Annotated in this window: 20 protein-coding genes and 5 tRNA genes; 21 read left to right on the forward strand and 4 right to left on the reverse strand. The window is 61.6% G+C overall.

Annotation, left to right across the window (positions count from 1 at the left end):
• A partial coding sequence (locus NY78_RS25630) for a hypothetical protein (protein ID WP_231584048.1) occupies positions 1-354 on the forward strand: 354 nt, incomplete at its 5' end.
• 81 nt (positions 355-435) lie between these two features.
• Here NY78_RS25630 and gpmA read toward each other — a convergent pair.
• Together gpmA and thiC are read right to left on the reverse strand one after the other, a co-directional pair.
• Positions 436-1,182: a 2,3-diphosphoglycerate-dependent phosphoglycerate mutase gene (gene gpmA, locus NY78_RS19435; RefSeq protein ID WP_043639897.1), complete on the reverse strand. Its 747-nt coding sequence runs from the start codon at positions 1,180-1,182 to the stop codon at positions 436-438.
• A gap of 24 nt (positions 1,183-1,206) precedes the next feature.
• Positions 1,207-2,529: a phosphomethylpyrimidine synthase ThiC gene (gene thiC / locus NY78_RS19440; protein WP_043639900.1), complete on the reverse strand. Its 1,323-nt coding sequence runs from the start codon at positions 2,527-2,529 to the stop codon at positions 1,207-1,209.
• A gap of 384 nt (positions 2,530-2,913) precedes the next feature.
• Here thiC and NY78_RS23990 point away from each other — a divergent pair, with 384 nt between their 5' ends.
• From NY78_RS23990 to prmC, 5 genes are all read left to right on the forward strand, one after another.
• Complete coding sequence (locus NY78_RS23990) at positions 2,914-4,194, forward strand: Lcl C-terminal domain-containing protein (protein WP_197084277.1); 1,281 nt, start codon at positions 2,914-2,916, stop codon at positions 4,192-4,194.
• Between the two features lie 112 nt (positions 4,195-4,306).
• Positions 4,307-4,522, forward strand: coding sequence for a 50S ribosomal protein L31 (gene rpmE / locus NY78_RS19450; RefSeq protein WP_043639906.1), 216 nt, complete (start codon positions 4,307-4,309; stop codon positions 4,520-4,522).
• A gap of 61 nt (positions 4,523-4,583) precedes the next feature.
• Entirely contained in the window at positions 4,584-5,537 is a 954-nt protein-coding gene (locus NY78_RS19455; protein WP_043639908.1) for a DUF1385 domain-containing protein, read from the forward strand.
• Positions 5,538-5,615: 78 nt separating this feature from the next.
• A complete protein-coding gene (gene prfA / locus NY78_RS19460; protein ID WP_043639909.1) occupies positions 5,616-6,689 on the forward strand; it encodes a peptide chain release factor 1 in 1,074 nt (357 codons plus the stop codon).
• 191 nt (positions 6,690-6,880) lie between these two features.
• Positions 6,881-7,744: a peptide chain release factor N(5)-glutamine methyltransferase gene (gene prmC, locus NY78_RS19465; protein WP_043639911.1), complete on the forward strand. Its 864-nt coding sequence runs from the start codon at positions 6,881-6,883 to the stop codon at positions 7,742-7,744.
• A gap of 94 nt (positions 7,745-7,838) precedes the next feature.
• Here prmC and NY78_RS19470 read toward each other — a convergent pair whose 3' ends face one another.
• The gene (locus NY78_RS19470; protein ID WP_231584049.1) at positions 7,839-9,065 is read right to left on the reverse strand and encodes a TolB family protein; all 1,227 of its coding nucleotides are present in this window, start codon (positions 9,063-9,065) and stop codon (positions 7,839-7,841) included.
• 1 nt (position 9,066) lies between these two features.
• Complete coding sequence (gene ftsH, locus NY78_RS19475; protein WP_043639984.1) at positions 9,067-10,902, reverse strand: ATP-dependent zinc metalloprotease FtsH; 1,836 nt, start codon at positions 10,900-10,902, stop codon at positions 9,067-9,069.
• 286 nt (positions 10,903-11,188) lie between these two features.
• On the opposite strand from ftsH, the gene NY78_RS19480 reads away from it, so the two are divergent.
• The 15 genes from NY78_RS19480 to rpoC all read left to right on the forward strand — a co-directional run bounded on the left by NY78_RS19480 (position 11,189) and on the right by rpoC (position 24,924).
• Positions 11,189-11,264, forward strand: a tRNA-Thr gene (locus NY78_RS19480).
• Positions 11,265-11,268: 4 nt separating this feature from the next.
• Positions 11,269-11,354 (forward strand) — tRNA-Tyr (locus tag NY78_RS19485).
• A gap of 61 nt (positions 11,355-11,415) precedes the next feature.
• Positions 11,416-11,492, forward strand: a tRNA-Gly gene (locus NY78_RS19490).
• 31 nt (positions 11,493-11,523) lie between these two features.
• Positions 11,524-11,599 (forward strand) — tRNA-Thr (locus tag NY78_RS19495).
• Between the two features lie 48 nt (positions 11,600-11,647).
• On the forward strand, positions 11,648-12,841 hold the full coding sequence (gene tuf, locus NY78_RS19500; RefSeq protein WP_043639912.1) for an elongation factor Tu: 1,194 nt from the start codon (positions 11,648-11,650) through the stop codon (positions 12,839-12,841).
• A gap of 3 nt (positions 12,842-12,844) precedes the next feature.
• Positions 12,845-12,994: a 50S ribosomal protein L33 gene (rpmG, locus tag NY78_RS19505; protein ID WP_043639915.1), complete on the forward strand. Its 150-nt coding sequence runs from the start codon at positions 12,845-12,847 to the stop codon at positions 12,992-12,994.
• Between the two features lie 19 nt (positions 12,995-13,013).
• Positions 13,014-13,089, forward strand: a tRNA-Trp gene (locus tag NY78_RS19510).
• Between the two features lie 21 nt (positions 13,090-13,110).
• Complete coding sequence (gene secE, locus NY78_RS19515; RefSeq protein ID WP_043639916.1) at positions 13,111-13,410, forward strand: preprotein translocase subunit SecE; 300 nt, start codon at positions 13,111-13,113, stop codon at positions 13,408-13,410.
• Positions 13,411-13,421: 11 nt separating this feature from the next.
• Positions 13,422-13,985, forward strand: a complete 564-nt coding sequence (gene nusG / locus NY78_RS19520; protein WP_043639917.1) for a transcription termination/antitermination protein NusG — start codon at positions 13,422-13,424, stop codon at positions 13,983-13,985.
• Positions 13,986-14,016: 31 nt separating this feature from the next.
• Positions 14,017-14,439, forward strand: coding sequence for a 50S ribosomal protein L11 (rplK, locus tag NY78_RS19525; RefSeq protein ID WP_024825308.1), 423 nt, complete (start codon positions 14,017-14,019; stop codon positions 14,437-14,439).
• Positions 14,440-14,468: 29 nt separating this feature from the next.
• Entirely contained in the window at positions 14,469-15,176 is a 708-nt protein-coding gene (gene rplA, locus NY78_RS19530; RefSeq protein WP_043639918.1) for a 50S ribosomal protein L1, read from the forward strand.
• Between the two features lie 192 nt (positions 15,177-15,368).
• On the forward strand, positions 15,369-15,890 hold the full coding sequence (gene rplJ, locus NY78_RS19535) for a 50S ribosomal protein L10 (protein ID WP_043639919.1): 522 nt from the start codon (positions 15,369-15,371) through the stop codon (positions 15,888-15,890).
• 42 nt (positions 15,891-15,932) lie between these two features.
• Complete coding sequence (gene rplL / locus NY78_RS19540) at positions 15,933-16,322, forward strand: 50S ribosomal protein L7/L12 (RefSeq protein ID WP_043639924.1); 390 nt, start codon at positions 15,933-15,935, stop codon at positions 16,320-16,322.
• Positions 16,323-16,548: 226 nt separating this feature from the next.
• Positions 16,549-20,655 carry a DNA-directed RNA polymerase subunit beta gene (gene rpoB, locus NY78_RS19545; protein ID WP_043639928.1) on the forward strand — a complete coding sequence of 1,369 codons (4,107 nt, stop codon included), beginning with the start codon at positions 16,549-16,551 and terminating at the stop codon, positions 20,653-20,655.
• A 105-nt stretch (positions 20,656-20,760) separates the two neighbouring features.
• Positions 20,761-24,924: a DNA-directed RNA polymerase subunit beta' gene (gene rpoC, locus NY78_RS19550; protein ID WP_043639931.1), complete on the forward strand. Its 4,164-nt coding sequence runs from the start codon at positions 20,761-20,763 to the stop codon at positions 24,922-24,924.
• Positions 24,925-25,057: the final 133 nt, after the last annotated feature.

Genomic DNA, 25,057 nt, shown 5'->3' on the forward strand with positions numbered 1-25,057 from the left:
AATTACGCCCCTATGCCCGGCCCGGTGCCGGTAGCTCCGGGACGTCCGCCCGGGTATGCCCCGCGTCCGCCCGTGCCCATCGGTTCGCCCGTGCCCGGCTATGGTCCCGGCCCCCGGCCGCCGATTCCGGTTGCGCCCGTGCCGGTGCCTGTGCCGGCGCCCGGCATGCGTCCCTGGGGGCCGCCGCCGCCTGTGGCCCCCGGTCCCTGGCTGTGGGCCTTGCCGGCCGCGGCCGCGGCCGTCACCATCGCCGGCATGACCTATTACAATGTCAACAACACCTGCTATATCGAGCAGTTCCAAGGCGACAAAGTGGTTTACGTGCCGGTCAAGGGACCGTGTCCGCCGCAGTAGCCGACGCTCTGACCGCGACCTGAAAAAGGGCGGCTCCCAATCCGGGGGCCGCCCTTTGTGCGTTCGGGGTGGCGGGGAGGCTCAGCCGGCCTTGCCCTGGGCGGCCACGGCAGCGGCTTTTTGGGCCACGGCCTTGGGATCGCCGAGATAGTAATGGCGAAGCGGCGCAAGATCGTCGCCCAGCTCGTAGACCAGCGGCACGCCGGTCGGGATATTGAGTTCGCTTATGGCCGCGTCGTCAATGCCGTCGAGGTATTTGACCAGGGCGCGCAGCGAGTTGCCATGGGCGGCCACCAAAAGGCGCGTGCCCGAGGCGATGGCCGGGGCCATGACCTCGTGCCAGTAGGGCAGGACCCGGGCCACGGTGTCCTTGAGCGACTCGCAACGCGGCAACTCGGCGTCGGTCAGGGCGGCATAGCGCCGGTCGCGGCCGGGAAAGCGTTCGTCGTCGGCCGAAAGGGCCGGGGGCGGGGTGTCGTAGCTTCTGCGCCAGACAAACACCTGTTCCTCGCCGTACTTGGCGGCCATCTCGGCCTTGTTGAGGCCCTGGAGCGCCCCGTAGTGGCGTTCGTTTAGGCGCCAGGACTTGCTGACCGGCAACCACAGCCGGTCCAGCCCTTCGAGCATGATGTCAAGCGTCTTGACCGCCCGGGAGAGCACCGAGGTCAGGCAGGCGTCGAAGTCGTAGCCGCCCTCGGCCAGCAGCTTGGCCGCCGCCGCTGCCTCGGCTTGTCCTTGCGGGGTCAGGCCCACGTCGGTCCAGCCGGTGAACCGGTTTTCCAGATTCCAGACGCTTTGGCCGTGGCGCACGAGGACCAGGGTAGGCATGGCGTTCTCCCGGACAGGGCAGGGTTATTTTTTGGCGTTGCAGCCGTCGCCCGAGGCGGGTGCGGCCTCGAAATGATCGCCGGTCATCATGCGCATGGCGCACATGGCCCCGCACATGGCGCATTCCTTTTCCTTGCTGTGCGCTCCCCGGCGCTCACGCACCATATCCGGATCCAGGGACAATTCGGTCATGGCCTCCCAGTCAAGCTCGGCCCGGGCCTTGGACATGTCGCGGTCCCGGGCCACGGCCAAGGGCCGGCCCAGGGCGGTCTCGGCGCTTTGGGCGGCCACGAGGCTGGCCTTGATGCCGGCCCGCACGTCGGCCACGTTGGGCAGGGTGAGGTGTTCGGCCGGCGTCAGGTAACACAGGAAATCCGCGCCGAAATAGGCGGCCAGGGCGCCGCCGATGGCCCCGGCGATGTGGTCGTAGCCCGGGGCGCAATCGGTGGTCAGCGGTCCGAGGACATAGAGCGGCGCGCCGTCGGTCAGACGCTTGATGCCCTGGATCTGGCCCTGGACAAGGTGCAGCGGCACATGCCCCGGCCCCTCGATCATGGTCTGGACGCCGTGAGCCTTGGCCCGGGCGGCCAGACGGCCGAGATTGATCACTTCCTCCCACTGGGCGCCGTCGCCGGCATCGGCGCCGCAGCCGGGCCGCAGGCCGTCGCCCAGGCTGATGGTCACATTATGGGCCAGGCAGATGTCGAGAATGTCGTCGTAGTGCGTCAAAAAGGGGTTTTCCGCGTCATGCCGGCGCATCCAGCGACCAAGGATCGAGCCGCCGCGCGAGACGATGCCGGTGATGCGGCCGCCCTCGGCGGCCAGTTCCACGCCCCGGCGGGTGATGCCGCAGTGGAGCGTCATGAAATCCACGCCGGCCTCGGCCTGCTTGGCGATTTCGGTGAGGATTTCAGCCACGGTGAAATCGCTCGGGTCGCCGCCTTTGACGATGTGGCGCTGGGTCACGCCGTAGAGCGGCACAGTGCCAAGCGGCAGGTCAGTGGCCGAAAGGATGGCCGCCCGGATGGCTTCCAGATCGCCGGCCGTGGACAGGTCCATAAGGGTGTGGGCCCCGGCCGATTTGCACAGCGCCACTTTTTCCATCTCCATGGCCACGTCGGTGACGAACATGGAGGTGCCGATATTGGCGTTGACCTTCACCTTGGCCGGCTGGCCGATGACGGTCGGCGTGACGGCCTGGTGGGCCGGGTTGGCCAGGATGACCATGGTGCCGGCATTGACGGCCGCTTCGATGACCTCGGGGCTGAGGCCTTCGGCGGCGGCGATCTGGCTGGAATGGGTACGGAAGAGGGCGGCGAGCTTGGGGTTTTTGCTGAAGATAGACATGCTGCTTCCTTGTTGTCGGATATCGTAAAGCTTTGTTTACCACGGCAGGCGGCAAAGTTCAAAGCCGGGCGTTGACGACTGCTGCGGAATTGTCTGCGGCCGCAGGCGGTCGACCAGGGGCAAGCCTTTTTTGAACCGCAGGCAAGCCGACACTAAAAAGTCATTTTATGACCGTGTGTTATCTCTGAGACGATGTGTTGCTACGGTGTTGTTGTTGTGATATAGTTGACCGGGATTGGATTCCTTTTGATTCGCCTGTAGTCTTTGGATTGATTTGTTCCGGGATTTCGCAGTGTAGCGGAAAACGGAACGGGCGGTTCCATAACATCGCGAACCTGTTGCCGCATGCGCAAAATATCCGGATGCGGCTGGGAGAGGTGCTGTATGGTCGTCTTTATATCACCATTCTCAGGCAATGTGGCTTGGCGTATTATGGGAACGCTTCTGGCCTGTCTCTGTCTTGTCGGAGCAGGAAGCGGACAAGCTGCGGCCTATGCGCTGTCGGCGACAGGACAGACCTTGTGTTATAGCGACACGGCCCAGATTGCCTGTCCCAACCCAGGCGAGGACTATTACGGCCAGGATGGCAATTACAGGGCCGGCTTGCCAATGTCCTACACGGTACCCGTGGATGGTATTGTCAGAGATAATGTGACTGGCCTGTTGTGGGATAGATATCCTTACACGACGAAATTGATTTATTCGGATTTGGCAGCCTATTGCGCTGATAGTTCGCTTGGAACGTATGACGATTGGCGCTTGCCGAATCAGGAAGAATTGATTTCAATTATAAGTCTTGCTACGTCTGAACCGGCATGGAATAATATTTTTAGTGGATCGTTTAGTGCCGGATATATGGGGTCGACAGTTTTTATTGATGACAACACGCAGCACTGGGGAATAAACTACCAGTATTGGTTTTCAGATCATGATTCGGATTCCAAAGTGAGCTATACACGTTGCGTCAGGGGGGATAGCGCGACAAAAAATTTTATTTCTAACGATGATGGAACAGTAACGGATAACAGTACAGGTCTTGTGTGGGAAAGCCATGGGAGCACGACAAAATTGTCGTGGAAGGATGCCTTGTCGTATTGCGAATCGAAACAGGCTGCGGGAAGTGGAGGATGGAGACTGCCGAATTTCAAAGAACTGATGTCCATAATAGATTATACAAATTCGAATCCGGCGATATATTCTGCTTTTACAGCGGAATCAGATGCGTATTGGACGAGTTCAACACGTCATGGGCATCCGAATAATGGCATCTATGTCGATTTCAAAACCGGCTATACCAGTTACTATTTCAGCAAATCCTACACGTCTTACGCCCGTTGCGTGCGCGGCGGCACGATCGCCGTGGTGGTCGCCGTCCTGGACAATGCGCCGTCCTCGCCCACGGTGTCTCGGTCGGCGACGATCACCGTCGGCGGCACGGGGGTGGTGGCCTACAAATACCGCCTTGACGCTGGCGACTGGAGTGAGCAGGCTTCGATCACGACTGCGATTTCCCTGGCAGGCCTTTCGTTGGGCACGCATACCCTGGCGGTCCTCGGGGAGGACGGCAACGGGAACTGGCAGGACGCCGTCTCGCCGACCACGACGTCCTGGACCGTCATCGCGGTCAATTCGTCCCCCCTCGGTCTGTTGCTGCTTGGCCCGTAACCAGTCGACGCGAACGGCCGCAAGAAAGTGCGGTCGCAAGACTTGCCAAGCACCATGAAAGGCGTTACTTGATTCTGCTTTCCCGGAAGGGATACTCTCAAGGAGCCAGGCTATGAAAAAAGATATCCATCCCAAGACGTTTAAAGCCACGATTCGCTGCCACTGCGGCTTCGAGGCCCAGGCCATGTCCACCAAGGGCGAACTGGTCCAGGTCGAAGTCTGCTCCAACTGCCATCCGTTTTATACCGGCAAGCAGCGCTTCCTCGACACCGCCGGCCGCATCGACCGCTTCCGGAAGAAGTACGCCAAATTTGAGCCCAAGGCCTAGTGGGGTCTTGGCCCGCATCCGCCGGGCCGAAAGGTCCGGCGGCAACCTTCAGGATACAGCCATGAAGCGCTTTCTGCGTCTGCTCCCCCTGCTGGTGGCCTCGCCAACCGTGGGCGGTCAGGCCGTCATGGAAGGCGTCATGATGCGCGATCGGGATCGTCTGGCCATTGCCGTGCGCAAGCCCGGCGGCGACATCCTGCTCGACGTGCGTCCGTGGTTCACCCTCACCGCTGCCAAGTGGCTCAAAAAGCCGCTCGTGCGCGGGTTTCCTGTTTTGCTCGAAACCCTGATAAACGGCATCAAAGCGCTCAACTACTCGGCCCAGGTGGCCGTGGAGGACGAGGATGGCGCCGAGTTGGGGCCGCTGGCCATGGGACTGACCCTGGCGGCGTCCATCGGCTTCGCCTTGCTGCTTTTCGTGGTCACGCCGCATCTGTTTTCCCTCGGAATGCGCAGCCTGGGCCTTTCCGGCGGCGTCGAGGACTTGAGCTTCCACGTCTGGGACGGGTTGTTCAAGATGGTTTTGTTTATTGGCTACGTGGCGGCAATCTCTTTTTTGCCGGACATCCGCCGGGTGTTTCAGTACCACGGGGCCGAGCACAAGGTCATTTGGGCCTATGAGCAGGGCGCGGAACTGACGCCGGCCGGCGCGCGGGGCTTTTCTCGGCTGCATCCCCGCTGCGGCACAGCCTTCCTGCTCTTTGTCCTGGCCATTTCCATCGTGCTCTACGCCTTTCTCGTACCCTGGCTGCTGACGTTTTACGCCCCGGCCACGGCCTGGATCAAGCAGCTCTATATTGTTGTCTTAAAGCTCGTCCTCATGGTTCCGGTCAGCGCCCTGGCCTATGAAGTCATTAAGCTTGCCGGCAAATTCCATACGAATCTTGCCTGCCGCCTGATTTCGGCCCCCGGGCTTTTCTTGCAGATGCTCACCACCAAGGAACCCGACGACGCCCAGATCGAGGTGGCCCTGGCCGCACTCGACGGCGCAGTTGCCGACCAGCCGACCGCCTGACCCGTTGCGGCCTCGCCGGTCCCAGCCAACCCTCAAGCCGGGGGACGCTTCCTATGTGTCCCGCCCCGGAGACGCCCCATGTTCGCCAAGCTCGAAAGCCTCGAACGCAAGTACGAGGAACTGGTTAGCCAACTTTCCGATCCCGCCGTCCTGTCCGATCAGGACCGCTACCGCAAGCTGGCCAAGACCCACTCCGATCTCGGCGACCTCGTGGCCGCATACCGTGAGTACAAGCAGATCGTCCGGGACCTGGAAGACAACCAGGAAATGACCCAGGACGCCGATCCGGACATCCGCGAGCTGGCCCAGGCCGAGGCCAAGGCCCTCAAGGAACAGCAGACGGAACTGGAAGTCCGGCTCAAGCTGCTGCTGTTGCCCAAGGATCCCATGGATGACAAAAACATCCTGCTGGAAATCCGGGCCGGCACCGGCGGCGAAGAAGCGGCCTTGTTCGTCGGCGACCTCTTTCGCATGTACACCCGCTACGCCGAGACCAAGCGTTGGAAGGTCGAGATCATGAGCCAGTCCGAGACCGGCACCGGCGGCTTTAAGGAAGTCATCGCCTCCATCTCGGGCGAGAAGGTCTACAGCCGGCTCAAGTACGAATCAGGGGCCCACCGCGTCCAGCGCGTGCCGGCCACCGAATCCCAGGGACGCATCCATACCTCGGCCGTCACCGTGGCCATCATGCCCGAGGCCGAGGAAGTCGACGTAGCCCTTGATCCGGGCGATCTGCGCATCGACGTCTACCGCTCCAGCGGCCCCGGCGGCCAGAGCGTCAACACCACCGACTCGGCCGTGCGCGTCACCCACATCCCCTCGGGCCTGGTGGTCATCTGCCAGGATGAAAAATCCCAGCACAAAAACAAGGCCAAGGCGCTCAAGGTCCTGCGTTCCCGGCTGCTCCAGGCCGAGCAGGAAAAGCAGCGCATGGAACAGGAAGCCACCCGCCGGTCCCAGGTCGGCAGCGGCGACCGCTCCGAGCGTATCCGCACCTACAATTTCCCCCAGGGCCGCATCACCGACCATCGCATCAACTTGACCCTCTACCGGCTCGACGCCGTGCTCGAAGGCGACCTCGACGAAATGTGCGACGCGCTGATCGGCCACTACCAAGCCGAGGCCCTCAAAGCCCAGGCCGACGCGGCGTAAGCGTAAGGGGAGCAGAGAGAGAAGCGGGAAGAGTGCCTCCGGCGGCCGGGGGGATGATCCCCCCGGACCCCTCGACGGGAGAGGTTGTGCAAGGGCTTTTGGGGGCTGGTTGGCAATTCGGTCGGCTGCGGACAGGAACAGCCGAAGCAGACTCTTGAAAGGGGAAAGTGGGGGAGGAGCAGGGCGTTGGTATGGGCATAAAAGCGGCGACGGTGCGGGAAATTTTGGCCAAGAGCGAAGGCTATCTGGCCGAGCGGGGCATCGACAGCCCGCGCCTGTCCGCCCAGCTCTTGGTGGCCAAAGCCCTGGAAATGGACCGGTTGGGGCTTATTTTGGCCATGGACCGGCCGTTGATCCCTGACGAACTTGACGCTGTGCGCCCGCTCATTGCCCGGCGCGGTCGCGGCGAACCCACCGCCTACATCCTTGGCGAACGCGAATTTTACGGCCTCGATTTTACCGTCACCCCGGCCACGCTTATCCCCCGTCCCGAAACCGAACTCGTAATCGACCGCGCCCGGGAGCTTTTCCCGGACGGCGCGCTCACCCGTTTTGCCGACCTCGGCGCCGGGTCGGGCTGTTTGGCCGTGACCCTGGCCACGCTTTTCCCCGTCGCCCAGGGACTGGCCCTGGACCAAAGCGGGGCGGCCTTGGAAGTCGCCCGGCAAAACGCCGTCCGCCACGCCGTGGCCGATCGCCTGGCCTTTGTGGAAGCCGATTTCGCCGCGCTGCCGCCCTGCGACGGCGGCTATGATCTCATCGTCTCCAATCCGCCCTACGTCAGCGTCGCCGAATACCGGGAGTGTTCCCGGGAAGTGCGCGATTTTGAGCCGCTTTCCGCCCTGGTCCCCGGTGAGTCCGGCCTGGAGGCCGTGCCGGTGGTGGCCCGGGCCGCGTCTGCTGCGCTACGCCCCGGCGGCTGGCTGCTGGTCGAAATCGGCTGGAAACAGGGGCCGGACGCCGCCCGCCTCCTGACCGAAGCCGGTTTTGCCGACGTGGCCGTTCGCCGCGATCTGGCCGGCTGCGACCGGGTGGTGGAAGGGCGAAAGCCGTAATCTGCTTCCCGTTTGCGCCTCCTGCCTGTGTTCCTGCCCGCCGGATTTCCCGGCTCTGCGCTCCCGCTGTGCTCCTGCGTTGCACCGTGTCGGCCTAAGGCCGTGTTCCCACACTCGGCGCAAATCCCTTGCCCAGGTCCGTGAGCCCCGTCCCGTCCGCATTCATGCGGTAGAGCCTGTGCCGCCCGTTGGCCGGCGTCTCCGGCAGACCCGAAAAATAGATGCGCCGTCCGTCCGGCGTCCAGGCCGGGGTGACCGCCGCCAGCGTGCGGGGCGTCAGGCGATAGTTCGTGCCGCTTTGAGCATCGTACAGGAACAGTGCCGAGCCGGTGTCGTTGAGCCAGCGCTGCATGGCCGGCGTCGGGTTCACGCCGCTCTCCACCAGCAACAGGTTGTCGTCGGCCGGGCTTGGCAGATACGTGTCGGCGCTGCTTGGCAGGGTCTTGTCCGTGAAGGTCGTGATGGGTTCCTGGCGCAGGGTTTTCCCGTCCAGGCCAAGCCAACGCACCAGGCCGGAGCCGGCGTTGTAGTCGAACAAAACCAGGGCCGTTCCTCCCCGGTTGAACCCTTGGAAGGAGACTTCAGGAGACTGCTCGCCGACAACGACGACCGGCTTCGGGGCGGGCTGCGAAAGGTCGGCTATCTCGATGCGGTCATGGGGCGCGAAGGGCACTGCTGCGGGCCGGCGGTCGTCGACCCTCCAGGCCAGCCGGCGGCCATCATAACTGAAGTGGATTTCACGCACTGCAGTCGGTTTGGCGGCAAAATGCCGGGGGGTGGCCCGACCGCCCAGATCGACCACGGTCACTCCCCCCTCGGGAGCAGGCGAATAGGCCAGGAGCGATCCGTCCGGGGACAGGGCCGGGGAGGTTCCCTGGCCAATGCGCCGGGGTTTGGCTGCGCCTTCGAGCACCATGATCGACTGGTCGTCCTCATAGGCCGCCACGTCCCGGGCGACCGCCGTGGCCTCGGCCGGGGACGGCAGCCAGGCGGGTTTGTCCGCAAAGGTCTTGCCGGGCTGGCCGGACAGGGCCGTCAGCGGCAGACGGTAGCGGCGCACGTTACTGGAGATTCCTTCGGGTTCGTCCAGTTCAACCGTCGCCCAGCCGTCGGCAACCGAGTGCAGATAAACCTTGTTGCCACCGGCCAGGGGCCGCGCGCCTTTTTTCGGGCCGCCAACCGGCACGGCCTGTCCGGGGTCTCGTACGGTCATGTACGGTTCGCCGTTTTGGAAGTGGATCTGGGCTGAAGCGTTCTCCGTCGACACAAGCATCAGCCCGGCCAACAGCATAACCGGCCAGGCCTGAACCAGGGCGCGCATTTCAAGCCTCGGTCTGCTGTTCGGAGGCAGGAGCCGCCACACCGAGCAGTGCCCTGAACGCAGTCTCGTCCAGGACCTCGTGTTCCAGCAGTTCGCCGGCCACGCGCTCCAGTTCCGGTCTTCTGGCGGCAAGCAGTGCTGCAACCCGTCCGTAGGCCGCCTCCAGGATGTCTTTGACCTCGGCGTCGATGCGGGCGGCCGTGGCCTCGGAATATTCCCGGCGGGCCAGACCGCTCTGGTCGGGCGAGAGAAAGACCGGCCGGTTCTGGCGCGGGTAGGTGGCCTGCCCGAGCGTTTTCCCCATGCCGTATTCGGTGACCATGGCCATGGCAATGTCGGTGGCCCGCTGCAGATCGTTGTGGGCCCCGGTGGAAACGTCGCTGAAAATGAGCCGTTCAGCAGCCCGCCCGCCAAGCAGTACATCGATTTTGCCGAGCAGCTCGGTCTGGCTCATGAGGTAGCGGTCTTCGGTGGGGAGTTGCTGGGTCCAGCCCAGAGCGCCGATGCCGCGCGGCACGATGGAGATCTTGTGCACGGCGTCGGCCCCGTCGGTGAAGGTGGCGACAATGGCGTGGCCGGCCTCGTGGTAGGCCACCACACGCTTTTCCTTGGGATTGATCACCCGGTTCTTCTTCTCCAGGCCGCCCATGATGCGGTCAACCGCCTCTTCGAGGTCATCCATGTCCACGGCGTCCTTTTCCTTGCGGGCGGCAAGCAAAGCGGACTCGTTGATGGCATTGGCCAGATCGGCCCCGGAAAAACCCGGGGTCTTGCGGGCGATGACGGTGAGGTCCACGCCCGGGGCCAGAACGATCTTTTTGGCATGGACGCGCAAAATCTGCTCCCGCCCGACCACGTCCGGCCGGTCCACCAACACCTGCCGGTCGAAGCGCCCGGCCCGCAAAAGGGCCGGGTCCAGGGTCTCGGGCCGGTTGGTTGCGGCCATGATGATGACCCCGACCCGGGGGTCAAAGCCGTCCATCTCGACCAGGAGTTGGTTAAGCGTCTGTTCCCGCTCGTCATGGCCGCCGACAATGGCCCCGGAGCGGGATTTGCCGATGGCGTCGAGCTCGTCAATGAAGATGATGCACGGGGCCTTTTCCTTGGCCTGGATGAACAGTTCGCGGACCCGGGCCGCGCCCACGCCCACGAACATTTCGACGAATTCCGACCCGGAGATGGAGAAGAAGGGGACTTGGGCTTCGCCGGCCACGGCCCGGGCCAAAAGTGTCTTGCCCGTGCCCGGCGGGCCGATCAGCAGCACGCCCTTGGGCATCTGCCCGCCCAGGCGCTGGAAGCGCTCCGGCGTTTTCAGGAATTCGACGACTTCTTCGAGTTCCGCCTTGGCCTCGTCGCAGCCGGCCACGTCGGTGAACCGGGTGTCCAGATCCTTTTCGGCATAGACCCGGGCCTTGTTCTTGCCGAAAGCCATGACCCCCTGGCCGGGATTGAGCCGTTGCATGAGCACGTACCAGATGCCGAAAAAGATCAGAATGGGGATGATCCAGGACAGCATGTCGCGCAGGAACGTGGATTCGGGATGGGCCCGGAAGGTCACATGGTATTTGGCCAGTTCGGCCGACAGTTCGGGGTCCACCCGGCGGGTGACGAATTCCGTGGCGGTGTCGGGCTCACCGGTTTTGCCCTGCAGCTTGCCCGCAATGACGTCGCCGGTGATGGACACTTCCGACACTTCTCCGGCCTGGAGCCGGGTGAGGAATTCGGAGTAGGGCAGGTTTTTGGGGCCGTAGGTGGTGACGATGAAGTTATTGACAAGGAGCACGCCCCAAATCGCGATGAGGACATACCAGAGGGAGAAGCGGTGGTGTTTTTCCAGTTTCTTCACAGTGCGCTCGAAGGTGAAGGGTTGCGGAGAGTTCCCCAGTATCTGGATCAATACGACGGGGGGGCGTCCTTGACAAGGATGCCGGCAAGGGCCTGGGGGAATGGAGGGGACAAATGTTTGGGGAAAAAACGCGGAAATGAAAAAAAGGGGTTGCCAAGGGTTTGGAGTGGGGGTAAAGACTCTCTCTCGCGTCTGGGGAAAACGGACGCGACTGTGTCTGGTGAAAAAAAGGATTGACGACCCAGGCCGGTTCGGCTAGCTTGCTACCTCTTGGTTTGCTGGCGTAGCTCAACTGGCAGAGCAGCTGATTTGTAATCAGCAGGTTGCGGGTTCGAGTCCCATCGCCAGCTCCAGAGCGGAGGGGTTCCCGAGTGGCCAAAGGGAACAGACTGTAAATCTGTCGGCGTACGCCTTCGGAGGTTCAAATCCTCCCCCCTCCACCACGTCGAGCGCGAATGCAGTAGGAGACAGGTAGCCCTGTCGCATGAACTACATGTGACATACGCGGGAATAGCTCAATTGGCTAGAGCATCAGCCTTCCAAGCTGAGGGTTGCGAGTTCGAGTCTCGTTTCCCGCTCCAATTGCCGCCCCGTGTCCTACCGCTAGAAAGGGCCCACGTAGCTCAGTCGGCAGAGCACTTCCTTGGTAAGGAAGAGGTCGCCGGTTCGAATCCGGCCGTGGGCTCCATATCTTCACCTTCAAAATCCTGAGAAGCAGCAGCTGCAGGGGGATGACATGGGCAAGGCGAAATTTGAACGCACCAAGCCGCACGTCAATATCGGCACCATCGGTCACATTGACCACGGCAAGACCACGCTGACCGCCGCTATCACGCGTCTGGCCAGCATGAAGGGCTTTGGCGAGTACATTCCCTTCGACCAGATCGACAAGGCGCCGGAAGAAAAGGAACGCGGCATCACCATCGCCACGGCCCACGTCGAATACCAGACCGACAAGCGGCACTATGCCCACGTCGACTGCCCCGGTCACGCCGACTATATTAAGAACATGATCACCGGCGCAGCCCAGATGGACGGCGGCATCATCGTCGTCGCCGCCACTGACGGCCCCATGCCCCAGACCCGTGAGCACATCCTGCTCGCCCGTCAGGTCGGCGTGCCCCAGCTCGTCGTGTTCATGAACAAGGTCGACCTGGTCGACGATCCGGAACTGCTGGAGCTGGTCGAACTGGAAGTGCGCGAACTGCTCACCAAGTACGGCTTTGACGGCGACAACATCCCGGTCATCAAGGGTTCGGCCCTGAAGGCTCTGGAAGCTGCCGACATCAACAGCCCCGACGCCGCTCCGATCTTCGAGCTGCTCGATGCTTGCGACAACTTCATTCCCGAGCCCAAGCGCGACATCGACAAGCCCTTCCTGATGCCCATCGAAGACGTGTTCTCCATCTCCGGCCGCGGCACCGTCGTGACCGGTCGTGTTGAGCGCGGCATCGTCACCATCGGCGACGAAGTGGCTATCATCGGCATCAAGGACACTGTCAAGACGACCTGCACCGGCGTTGAAATGTTCCGCAAGATCCTGGATCAGGGTCAGGCCGGCGACAACGTGGGTGTTCTTCTTCGCGGCGTCAAGCGTGACGACGTCGAGCGCGGCCAGGTTCTGGCCAAGCCCGGCTCCATCACCCCGCATCGTAAGTTCAAGGGCGAAGTCTACGTCCTGAACAAGGAAGAAGGCGGCCGTCATACCCCGTTCTTCACCGGCTACCGTCCCCAGTTCTACTTCCGCACCACGGACATCACCGGTGTGGTTACCCTCAACGAGGGAGTGGAAATGGTTATGCCGGGTGACAACGCCACCTTTAACGTGGAACTGATTCACCCCATCGCCATGGAAAAGGGTCTGCGCTTCGCCATTCGCGAAGGCGGCCGTACCGTTGGCGCGGGTGTCGTTTCCGAAATCGTGGAGTAAACGATGCGCATCAATCTCCAGTTGCAGTGCACCAAGTGCAAGCGCAAGAATTACGCCACGGAAAAGAACAAGAAGAACACGACCGGCCGTCTGGAACTGAAGAAGTATTGTCCCTTCGATCGTGAGCACACGGTCCATCGGGAAACGAAGTAAGTTCCAGTAGTCATAACGCAGGGCAGTAGCTCTAACGGTAGAGCATCGGACTCCAAATCCGAGGGCTGGGGGTTCGAATCCCTCCTGCCCTGCCATTTTCAAGCAAGGCGTAGGTCATGGCCAAAGACAAGACCCAGGCGGCTGTAGTCGCGGAAAAGCCCTCCAAGCCCAAGGCTTCCTCTGGCAAGTCCAAGGAAGAGGCCGGTAAAAGTGGTGTTTCCCTGACAGGCCGCATCGACCAGGCCAAGGAATTCTTCGAGCAGTCCAAAGGTGAACTCAAGAAGGTCACCTGGCCGACGCGCGAAGAAACGGTGAAGACCGGGATCGCCGTCCTGGTCTTCAGCGTCGTGATGGCCATCTACCTGGGCGTCGTCGACATGGCCCTTTCCAGGCTCGTCGCGCTCATCCTCTCGTAATGGAAACCACCATGGTTGAACAAGACGAAGTCGGAGAAGATCAAAACCCGGCACGCTGGTACATCGTCCACACGTACTCGGGTTTTGAAAACCGGGTGGAACTGACCCTGCGCGAAATGATGCGCACCGGCCAGGATGGCGGCAGCATCAAGGAAGTGGTTGTCCCGACCGAAAAGATCATTGAACTGGTCAAGGGCGAAAAGAGAACGTCCACGCGGAAGTTTTATCCCGGTTACGTCATGGTCAAAATGGCCATGAACGACAATTCCTGGCACTTGGTGCAGTCCATTCCGCGAGTGACCGGCTTTATCGGGGGCAAGAACCAGCCGACCCCCATGCGCGACAGTGAAGCGCAGAAGATTCTCAGCCTGATGGTCAGCCGTCAGGAACAGCCCAGACCCAAGTATCATTTTGAGCGGGGCGACGATGTCCGCGTCATCGATGGCCCCTTCGGCGGCTTCAACGGCGTGGTCGAAGATGTCAACTACGACAAGGGCAAGCTTCGCGTTTCGGTCTCCATTTTCGGCCGTCAGACGCCGGTGGAACTCGATTTCGTGCAGGTAAGCAAAAATTAGGGCGAAGCCCTCTTTTGTAAGGATAATCGCAATGGCCAAGAAGATCACCGCCAAGGTCAAGCTGCAGCTCCCCGCCGGTTCGGCCAACCCGTCTCCCCCGGTCGGTCCGGCCCTGGGTCAGCACGGCGTGAACATTATGGAGTTCTGCAAGGCGTTCAACGCCCGGACCATGGAGCAGAAAGGCACCATCATCCCGGCGCTCATCACCATCTACGCCGACCGCTCCTTCACGTTCATCACCAAGACCCCTCCGGCGTCCGTGCTTCTGGTCAAGGCCGCCAAGATCGACAAGGGTTCGGGTGAACCCAACAAGAACAAGGTCGGCAAGGTTACCGCCGCGCAGATCGAGGAAATCGCCAAGCTCAAGATGGTGGACATGTCGGCCAAGGACCTGGAAGCCGCCTGCCGCACCATCTCCGGCACCGCCCGCAGCATGGGCATTGAGATCGTCTAACCGGCACGACCGCAAGAGGAATTTCCGCAATGGCCAAGCACGGGAAAAATTATCGCGAGGCGATCAAGGACATCGACCTCACGGTCAAATATGATGTCAATGAAGCCATGAACCTGACTGTCCAGACGGGGAAGGCCAAATTCGACGAGACCGTCGACGTCGCGCTGAACCTGGGCGTCAACCCCAAATATTCCGACCAGATGGTTCGCGGCGCTGTGTCGCTGCCCCATGGCCTGGGCAAGACGGTCCGCGTGGCCGCCTTTTGCAAGGGCGACAAGGAAGCCGAGGCCCGCGAGGCCGGAGCGGACTTTGTCGGCGGCGACGAGCTGATCGAACAGGTGAAAAACGGTTTTCTGGCCTTCGACAGCGCCGTGGCCACCCCGGACATGATGGCTTCGGTCGGCAAGATCGGCAAGATCCTCGGCCCCCGCGGACTCATGCCCAACGCCAAGACCGGCACCGTCTCCTTTGACATCGGCAAGGCCGTGTCCGAACTCAAGGCCGGCAAGGTCGAGTTCAAGGTTGACAAGGCCGGCGTGTTGCATGTGCCGCTGGGCAAGCGCTCCTTTGGTCCTGAAAAGTTGCTTGACAACTTCCGGGCCGTCATCGATACCGTCATGCGCCTCAAGCCCTCGGCTGCCAAGGGCACCTATCTGCAGGGCATGGCCCTGGCGACCACCATGGGCCCCGGCATCAAGGTGGACACCCAGTCCGTGCGTAAGCTCATTGAGGGCTAGACGCCTTATACTCACTGCTTAATCCGTCCCAGGCCAGAGGTGCGTCCTCTGGCCTGGACGATTTTTCGATATACAACAGGGCATGGAAGGCGAGTCAAAGAAAGCGGGTGGGGGTGGTCCCCTTAATTTCCCGCCGAGACCCCGTTTTGGCTCTCTCGAAGGCCCCCGAACCCGCATGTGGAGGTAGGTACCGTGCAACGTGCGCAAAAAAACGAGATCATCGAAAAACTGCGCGCAAGGGCGGACCGGGCCGGCATCGTGGTGGTCACCGACTTTCGTGGCATGACGGTGGAGGAACTGACCGAGCTTCGCGGCAAGCTTCGCGCCGTGGGGATCGAGTATCAGGTCGTCAAGAACACCCTGGCCCGTCTGGCGGTGAAGGACGGCGTCCATGACGCTCTCAAGGACCATCTCATTGAGAACAACGGCATCGCGTTCGGGTATGAAGACCCGGTCGTGGCTGCCAAGGTCCTTGTGGATTATGCCAAGACCAGCAAGAAGTTTTCGGTCAAGCTCGCGTGCCTCTCCGGAAAGATCATCGACGCCGCCGGCGTTGCCGAACTTTCCAAGCTCCCGAGCAAGCCCGAACTTCTGGCGATGACTCTTGGCACCATGAACGCTGTGCCCACGAACTTCGTCGGCCTGTTCGCGAACATCATTCGCGGCGCGCTGTACGCCCTTACGGCCATCAAGGAAAAAAAGGAAGCGGCCTAAGGCCGGCTTTCGCCAAAGCGAACCCTTCAGGAGGAACTATCCATGTCCGAGATCACCAAAGAGCAAGTTGTCGACTTCATCGCCAATATGACCGTCCTTGAACTTTCCCAGTTCATCAAAGAGCTGGAAGAGAAGTTCGGCGTTTCCGCCGCCGCCCCGGCCATGGGCATGATGATGGCCGCCCCGGCTGCCGGCGATGCCGCCCCGGCCGAAGAAGAGAAGACCGAGTTCGACGTCATCCTGACCAGCTCCGGCGGCAACAAGATCGCCGTCATCAAGGTCGTGCGCGCCCTGACCGGTCTGGGCCTCAAGGAAGCCAAAGCCAAGGTTGACGAACTGCCTTCCGCCATCAAGGAAGCCGTTTCCAAGGCCGAAGCCGAGGATGCCAAGAAGCAGCTGGAAGAATCCGGAGCCGCTTGCGAAATCAAGTAGTTTGCTGCACGCCTTCGTCTATGACACCAAAGAGCGCCCCCTCCGCGAGGGGCGGGGCGCTCTTTTTCCCTTTTTTGTCGATTTTTGCTTTCCGCATCCCTGTCGGTAGTATAGAACCGACGGTCAGGGACAAACCCGGCGCGACGCGCGCTCCGCAAGGCCGATAGAGGGCGTACGGTACGCCCGGCACCCTTCCCAACGTCGTAGCCCTGCAACAGAGGACACAATGGCCCAGCTGACCAAAAATTTCGGCAAGATCGTCAAAACGCTGACCATTCCCCATTTGCTCAACCTGCAGATCGACTCCTATGAGCTGTTTCTGCAAAAGGACATCCCTCCCACCAGCCGGGAGGATGCGGGACTCGAAGGCGTATTCCGCTCGGTCTTTCCAATCGAGGATTTCAACAAAACCGCCTCGTTGGAATACGTCAGCTACGAAATCGGCGAGCCGAAATACGACGTGCCCGAATGCATCGGCAAAGGCCTCACCTTCGAGGCCCCGCTTCGCATCAAGGTCCGCCTGGTCGTTTACGATGTGGATGAGGAAACGGAAAACCGGACCATCCGCGACATCAAGGAACAGATCATCTACTTCGGAACTGTGCCGCTCATGACCGAGAAGGGCACGTTTATCATAAACGGCACCGAGCGCGTCATCGTCAACCAGCTCCAGCGTTCGCCGGGCATTATCTTCGAGCACGACTCCGGCAAGAGTCATACCAGCCGCAAGGTGCTGTATTCCTGCCGCGTCATCCCCATGCGCGGTTCCTGGCTCGATTTCGACTACGACCACAAGGACATCCTCTACGTGCGCATCGACCGGCGCCGCAAGATGCCCGCCACCATACTTTTCAAGGCCATGGGCATGTCCCGCGGCGACATCCTGCGCTACTTCTACGAAGTGGAGCACTTTACCATCGACGGACTGCGCGTCCTGCGCCAGGTCCATGCCGATTTCTATCGCAAGGACAAGGCCTACTCGGAAATCCGCGACGCTGAGGGCAAGACCATTGTTGCCGTGGACAAGCCGATCACCAAGCGGGCTTGGCGGCTCATGCTCGAAGCCGGCATTGAGAAGGTCGAGGTTGATCCGGCCGCGCTGCTTGGCCTGTTCCTGGCCGAGGACCTGACCGACGCCACGACCGGCGAAGTGCTGGTCGAGGCCGGCGACGAACTGACCGCGGATGTCATCGAAAAACTCAAGGACGCCGGCGTCACCGATTTCCCGCTCCTGCACACCCGGGGCGCCGACACGTCCTCGTCGATTCGCGACACACTGGCGCTGGACAAGACCGTGGACACCATCACCGCCCAGGTCGAGATCTACCGTCGCCTGCGCCCGTCCTCGCCGCCGACTCCGGAAATTGCCGCCAACTTCTTCGAGAACCTGTTCCGCAATCCGGATTACTACGATCTGTCGCCGGTCGGCCGCTACAAGCTCAACGCACGCCTCAAAATCGATCAGCCGTTGGACTTCCGCACCCTGGCCAACGACGATATCTTAAAGGCCGTCAAGCACCTGACTTTCCTTAAGGATTCGCATGGTCCGGCCGACGATATCGATCACTTGGGCAACCGTCGCGTCCGTCCGGTCGGCGAGCTGGTGGAAAACCAGTACCGTATCGGTCTGGTGCGCATGGAGCGGGCCATCAAGGAGCGCATGAGCCTGCAGGAAGTGGCCACGCTCATGCCCCATGACCTGATCAATCCCAAGCCTGTGGCTGCGGTGCTCAAGGAGTTCTTCGGAACCTCCCAGCTGTCGCAGTTTATGGACCAGACCAATCCGCTGTCCGAAGTCACGCACAAGCGCCGCCTCTCGGCCCTTGGACCCGGCGGTCTGACCCGTGAGCGGGCCGGCTTCGAGGTGCGCGACGTGCACACCTCCCACTACGGCCGCATCTGTCCTATTGAAACGCCGGAAGGACCGAACATCGGTCTGATCGTGTCCCTGACCACCCACTCCAAGGTCAATGACTTCGGCTTTATCGAGACGCCCTACAAGGTCGTCAAGGACAGCCAGCTGACCGGCGAGACCATCTACCTCGACGCCACCCGGGAAATTGACGAAGTCATCGCCGGAGCCAATGCGCCCCTGGATGCGAACAAGGCCTTTGTCAATACCATGGTCGGCGCCCGGGTACGCGGCGATCAGGTTGTGATCCCGCGCGAGCAGGTCACGCTCATGGACATCTCGCCGAGCCAGATCGTGTCGGTTTCGGCCGCGCTCATTCCCTTCCTCGAGCACGACGACGCCAACCGCGCCCTCATGGGTTCGAACATGCAGCGTCAGGCCGTGCCGCTTTTGCGCTGCGAGCAGCCGCTCGTCGGCACCGGCATGGAAGGCGCCGTGGCCAAGGATTCCGGCTCGTGCATCCTGGCCGAGAGCGCCGGCGTGGTCCACTACGCCGACGCCGAGCGCATCATCGTCTGCTATGACGACCCTGCGGTCGGGGCCGATACCGGCGCCGCCAAGACTTATGAGCTTTTGAAGCATCACAAGTCCAACCAGAACACTTGTTTCGGCCAAGTGCCGCGGGTGCTGGTCGGGCAACGGGTGGTCAAGGGCGACGTCCTGGCCGACGGCCCGGGCATCCGCGACGGCGAACTGGCGCTGGGCAAAAACCTGCTCGTCGCCTTTATGCCCTGGTGCGGCTACAACTACGAAGACTCCATCCTCATTTCCGAAAATACGGTCAAGGACGATACCTTCACCTCGGTGCACATCGAGGAATTTGAAGTCGTCGCCCGCGACACCAAGCTTGGACCTGAGGAAATTACCCGGGATATTCCCAATGTCGGCGAGGAGATGCTCAAAGACCTCGACGACTGCGGCATCATCCGCATCGGCGCCCGCGTGGCCCCGGACGATATTCTGGTCGGCAAGATCACGCCCAAGGGCGAGACCCAGCTGACGCCGGAAGAAAAACTCCTGCGCGCGATCTTCGGCGACAAGGCCCGCGACGTGAAAAACACCTCGCTCAAGGTCCCGCCGGGAATCGAAGGCACGGTCATCGACGTGCGCGTCTTTAACCGCCGCTCCGGCGAAAAGGACGACCGCACCCGTCAGATCGAGGACTTTGAACTGGCCCGTCTGGATACCAAGGAAGGCCAGCACGTCGATGCCATCGCCGCCAACATGCGCCGGCGCATCTGGCCGCTGGTGTCCGGCAAGACGGTCTTTCAGACCATCAAGGGCACCAAGAAAAACGACGTGCTGCTTGAGGCCAACCACCCCATGACCCTGGAGGTCCTGGAGACGTTGCCGATCAAGAAGCTCTCGGGGATGTTTGCCTCCAAGGAAACCAACGAGGCTGTGGCCGAAATCCTCGACGAGTACGACCGCCACATCCACTTCGTCAAAGGCCTCTACGACCAGAAGCGCGAGAAGGTCACCGAAGGCGACGATCTGCCCCCGGGCGTGATCAAGATGGTCAAGGTCTACGTGGCTGTTAAACGCAAGCTCAACGTGGGCGATAAAATGGCCGGCCGCCACGGCAACAAGGGCGTCGTGTCCTGCATCCTGCCCATTGAGGACATGCCCTTTTTTGCCGACGGCGCCCAGGTCGACATTGTGCTCAACCCGCTGGGCGTGCCTTCGCGTATGAATATCGGGCAGATTCTGGAGACCCACCTCGGCTGGGCCGGCATGGAGCTTGGCAAGCAGCTGGCTGCCCTGGCCGATTCCGGCAAGGCCATGGAAGGGATCCGCGACCGGGCCAAGGTGGTCTTTGACACCGAGGAGACGGCGGAACTCATCGACGGCATGTCCGACGACGAGTTGCGCGATGCGCTGCGCGCCCTGCGCAAGGGCATCGTGGCCAAGACCCCGGTCTTTGACGGAGCCACCGAAGACGAACTGTGGGAATGGCTCAAGATCGCCGGTCTGCCTGAAGACGGCAAGATCACGCTCTACGACGGACGAACCGGCGAAGCCTTCCACCGGCCGGTCACCGTGGGCTGCATGTACATCTTGAAGCTGCACCACCTGGTTGACGAAAAGATCCACGCCCGGTCCACCGGCCCGTACTCCCTGGTCACGCAGCAGCCGTTGGGCGGCAAGGCCCAGTTCGGCGGCCAGAGATTGGGTGAAATGGAAGTCTGGGCCCTTGAAGCGTACGGCGCGTCCTACCTGCTCCAGGAGTTCCTGACGGTCAAGTCCGACGACGTGGGCGGCCGCGTCAAGATGTATGAGAAGATCGTCAAGGGCGACAACTTCCTGGAAGCCGGTTTGCCCGAGTCCTTCAACGTCCTGGTCAAGGAACTGATGTCCCTTGGTCTTGATGTGGATCTCATCCAGGACGAAAAGAAAATCGTCAAGGCCCCTCGGCGGTAATCGCACCGTCGACGGCCACAGCTATAGATTCGCGACGATAACGCCCCGTCGGCACAGCCGGCGGGGCACGAAGCGGGACGGGTCATCCCGCCTACGAGGTATCGTATGTCTCTGGACGAATTGTTCAGCATGCGCGGCATCGGCCAGACCGGTGTCTCCAGCCGGTCGCTCAAGTCCATCCGCATTTCCATCGCCTCGCCGGAAAAGATTCGGGAATGGTCCTTCGGGGAAGTCAAAAAGCCCGAAACCATCAACTACCGGACCTTCAAACCCGAGCGCGACGGCCTTTTCTGCGCCAAGATTTTCGGCCCGGTCAAGGACTACGAGTGCAACTGCGGCAAGTACAAGCGCATGAAGCACCGCGGCATCGTGTGTGAAAAGTGCGGCGTCGAGGTTATCGCCTCCAAGGTCCGCCGCGAGCGCATGGGCCATATCGAACTGGCTGCGCCGGTTGCCCATATCTGGTTTTTGAAAACCCTGCCCTCCAAGATCGGGACCCTGCTCGACATGACCATGGTCGATCTCGAGAAGGTGCTCTATTTCGACTCGTATCTGGTGCTCGATCCCAAGGACACCAATCTGACCAAGTTCCAGGTCATTTCCGAAGAGCAGTTCATCCAGGTCATTGACCACTACGGCGGAGAAGACGCCCTGGTCGTCGGCATGGGCGCCGAAGCCGTGCGCAGCCTGCTGGAGGAGATCGATCTTCTGACCCTTCGCGCCGAATTGCGCGATGAGTCCATGACCACCAAGTCGCAGACCAAAAAGAAAAAGATCATCAAGCGCCTCAAAATCGTCGAGGCCTTTATCGAGTCCGGCAACAAGCCAGAATGGATGATCATGGAAGTGGTTCCGGTCATTCCGCCGGAACTGCGCCCCCTGGTCCCCCTGGACGGCGGCCGGTTTGCCACCTCGGACTTAAACGACCTCTACCGCCGGGTGATCAACCGCAACAACCGCTTAAAACGCCTGATCGAACTCGGCGCGCCGGACATCATCATCCGCAACGAAAAGCGGATGCTCCAGGAAGCCGTGGATGCGCTCTTTGACAACGGCCGCCGCGGCCGGGCCATCACCGGCACCAACGGCCGGCCGCTCAAGTCGCTGTCCGACATGATCAAGGGCAAGCAGGGCCGTTTCCGTCAGAACCTGCTTGGCAAGCGCGTTGACTACTCCGGCCGTTCGGTCATCGTCGTCGGTCCGCGCCTGAAGCTTCACCAGTGCGGTCTGCCCAAAAAGATGGCCCTGGAACTCTTTAAGCCCTTTATTTATTCCAAGCTGGAAGAAAAGGGGCTGGCCACCACCATCAAGACGGCCAAGAAGATGGTCGAGCGCGAAGAGCTGGTGGTCTGGGACATCCTCGAGGATGTGGTGCGCGAGTACCCGATCCTGTTAAACCGCGCCCCGACCCTGCACCGCCTGGGCATCCAGGCCTTTGAGCCGACCCTGGTTGAAGGCAAGGCCATTCAGCTGCACCCGCTCGTCTGCTCGGCCTACAACGCCGACTTCGACGGCGACCAGATGGCCGTCCACGTGCCCCTGTCCGTGGAAGCCCAGATCGAATGCCGCGTCCTCATGATGTCCACCAACAACATCCTGTCGCCGGCCAACGGCACTCCGATCATCGTGCCGTCCCAGGATATCGTCCTTGGACTGTACTATTTGACCATCGAGCGCAGTTTCGCCAAGGGCGAAGGCAAGATCTTTGCCGACACCGGCGAGGTCATCTGCGCCGTGGACGCCGGGGTGGTCAGCCTGCATGCCCGCATCACCTGCCGCATCAACGGCGAGCGGGTCAATACCACTCCCGGCCGCATCATTGTTGGCGAACTCATGCCCGAGGGCGTGCCCTTTGAGCTGGTCAACACCGTGCTCAACAAGCGCAGCATCGGCAAGCTCGTCGGCGACACCTACCGCATGGCCGGCACCAAGGCGACCGTCATCCTGTGCGACCGCTTGAAAGACCTGGGTTACGAATACGCCACCCGGGCCGGCGTCTCCATCGGGGTCAAGGATCTGGCCATCCCGTCCACCAAGGCCCGTCTGCTTGAGGCCTCCCAGAACGAGGTGGACGACATCGAGATCCAGTACGGGGAAGGCATCATCACCCGTACCGAGAAATACAACAAGGTCGTCGACGTCTGGACCAAGGCCACCAACGACGTGGCCACGGAAATGATGAAGGAGATCTCCTGGGATACCCTGACCGATGAAGCCACCGGGCGCGTGGAGAAGAACACCTCCAGCAACCCGATCTTCATGATGATCCACTCCGGATCGCGAGGCAACCAGGACCAGATGCGCCAGCTCGCCGGCATGCGCGGCCTCATGGCCAAGCCGTCGGGCGAGATCATCGAGACGCCCATCACCTCGAACTTCCGTGAAGGCCTCTCGGTCGCCCAGTACTTCAACTCCACCCACGGCGCGCGAAAAGGTCTGGCCGATACGGCCCTTAAGACCGCCAACTCCGGTTACCTGACCCGTCGTCTGGTCGATGTCGTCCAGGACGTCATCATCACCGAGATCGACTGCGGCACCGTCGACGGCCTGGAGATCACCCACTACGTCAAGGCCGGCGACATCAAGCAGCGGGTCCATGAGCGCGCCCTGGGCCGGGCCTGCATGTTCGACGTCCTCGATCCGGTCACCGATGAAGTCCTTATCCCGACCAACGCGCTGATCGACGAGCATTATGCCCAGATCATCGAAGACAAGGGCTTCAGTTCGCTCATGATCCGCTCGACCCTGACCTGTCAGGCCAAGCACGGCGTGTGCGCCATGTGCTACGGCCGCGATCTGGCCCGGGGCCATCTGGTCAACGTCGGCGAGACCGTCGGCATCATCGCCGCCCAGTCCATCGGCGAGCCGGGCACCCAGCTCACCATGCGTACCTTCCACATCGGCGGTACGGCGGCCCGTGAAATCGCCCAGTCGTCGGTGACGGCCCAGCACAACGGCCGCATCGTGCTGTCGCGCGTCAAATCCATCGTCAACCAGCAGGGCCACACCATCATGATGGGCAAGTCCGGGCAGGTGTCGGTGGTGGACGACCAGGGCCGCGAACGCGAACGCTACAGCCTGCCGTCCGGCGCGAAACTGTTTGCCGTGGCCGGTCAGGAAGTGAAGAAAGACCAGCTGTTGGCCGAATGGGATCCGTTTAACGAACCCTTCGTCACCGACGTTGCCGGCGTCATCCGCTTCACCGACATCGTTGAAGGCAAGACCTACCAGGAAAAGGTGGACGACGCGACCAAGCGGGCCACCCAGACCATCATCGAATACCGGACCACCTCGTTTCGGCCCTCGATCTCCATCGTGGACGAGCGCGGCAACCCGAAAAGCCGCCCCGGCACCAACACCCCGGCCATCTTCTCCATGCCGGTCGGCGCCATCCTCATGCTGCGCGACGGGCAGGAGGTCTTCGAAGGCGACATCATTGCGCGTAAGCCCCGCGAATCGTCCAAGACCAAGGACATCGTCGGCGGTCTTCCCCGCGTTGCCGAGCTCTTTGAAGTGCGCAAGCCCAAGGAAATGGCCGTTGTCTCGGAAATCGACGGACTGGTGTCCTTTGGCGCGGAAACCAAGGGCAAGCGCAAGATCGTGGTCACCCCCGAGGCCGGCGATGCCAAGGAATACCTGATCCCGCGCGGCAAGCACGTCACGGTCCAGGAAGGCGACTTCGTGGAAGCCGGCGAACTCTTGACCGAAGGCTACCCGGAACTGCACGACATCTTGAAGATCAAGGGCGAGAAGTTCCTGGCCAAGTACCTCGTGGACGAAATCCAGGACGTGTACCGGTTCCAGGGCGTCGGCATCAACGACAAACACATCGAGATCATCGTCCGCCAGATGCTCAAGAAGGTTTCCATCCTCGATTCCGGGGAGACCACCTTCCTCATTGGCGAGCAGGTGGACAAGATCCGGTTCATGGAAGAGAACCTGCGCTGCGTCGAGGAGGGCTTGAAGCCCGCCATGGCCGAACCGCTGGTCCTTGGCATCACCCAGGCGTCGCTGTCCACGGATTCGTTCATCTCGGCGGCTTCCTTCCAGGAGACCACCAAGGTGCTCACCGAAGCCTCGCTCATGGGCAAGGACGATTCCCTGCGCGGCCTCAAGGAAAACGTCATCGTGGGTCGCCTCATCCCGGCCGGCACCGGCTATCGCCGGTACATGGAGAGCGAGATCGAGGTGCCGCGTCAGCCCGAGCGCCCGGACCGCTTCCTGGAAGAACTGGAAGAAAATCCGATCATCGGCCTGGATATCGAATAGACACGGCAGCGCGACCATGCGTACAAAAAAGGGGGCTTCGCAAGGAGTCCCCTTTTTTTGTGGTATGCGCCCGGGTGTCCCCAGGCTGATGGATGCATTCCGCTGCCGCTTTGGGGCAGAGCTTCATCGCCCG

Source organism: Desulfovibrio sp. TomC (genome assembly GCF_000801335.2).
Classification (GTDB): Bacteria; Desulfobacterota; Desulfovibrionia; order Desulfovibrionales; family Desulfovibrionaceae; genus Solidesulfovibrio.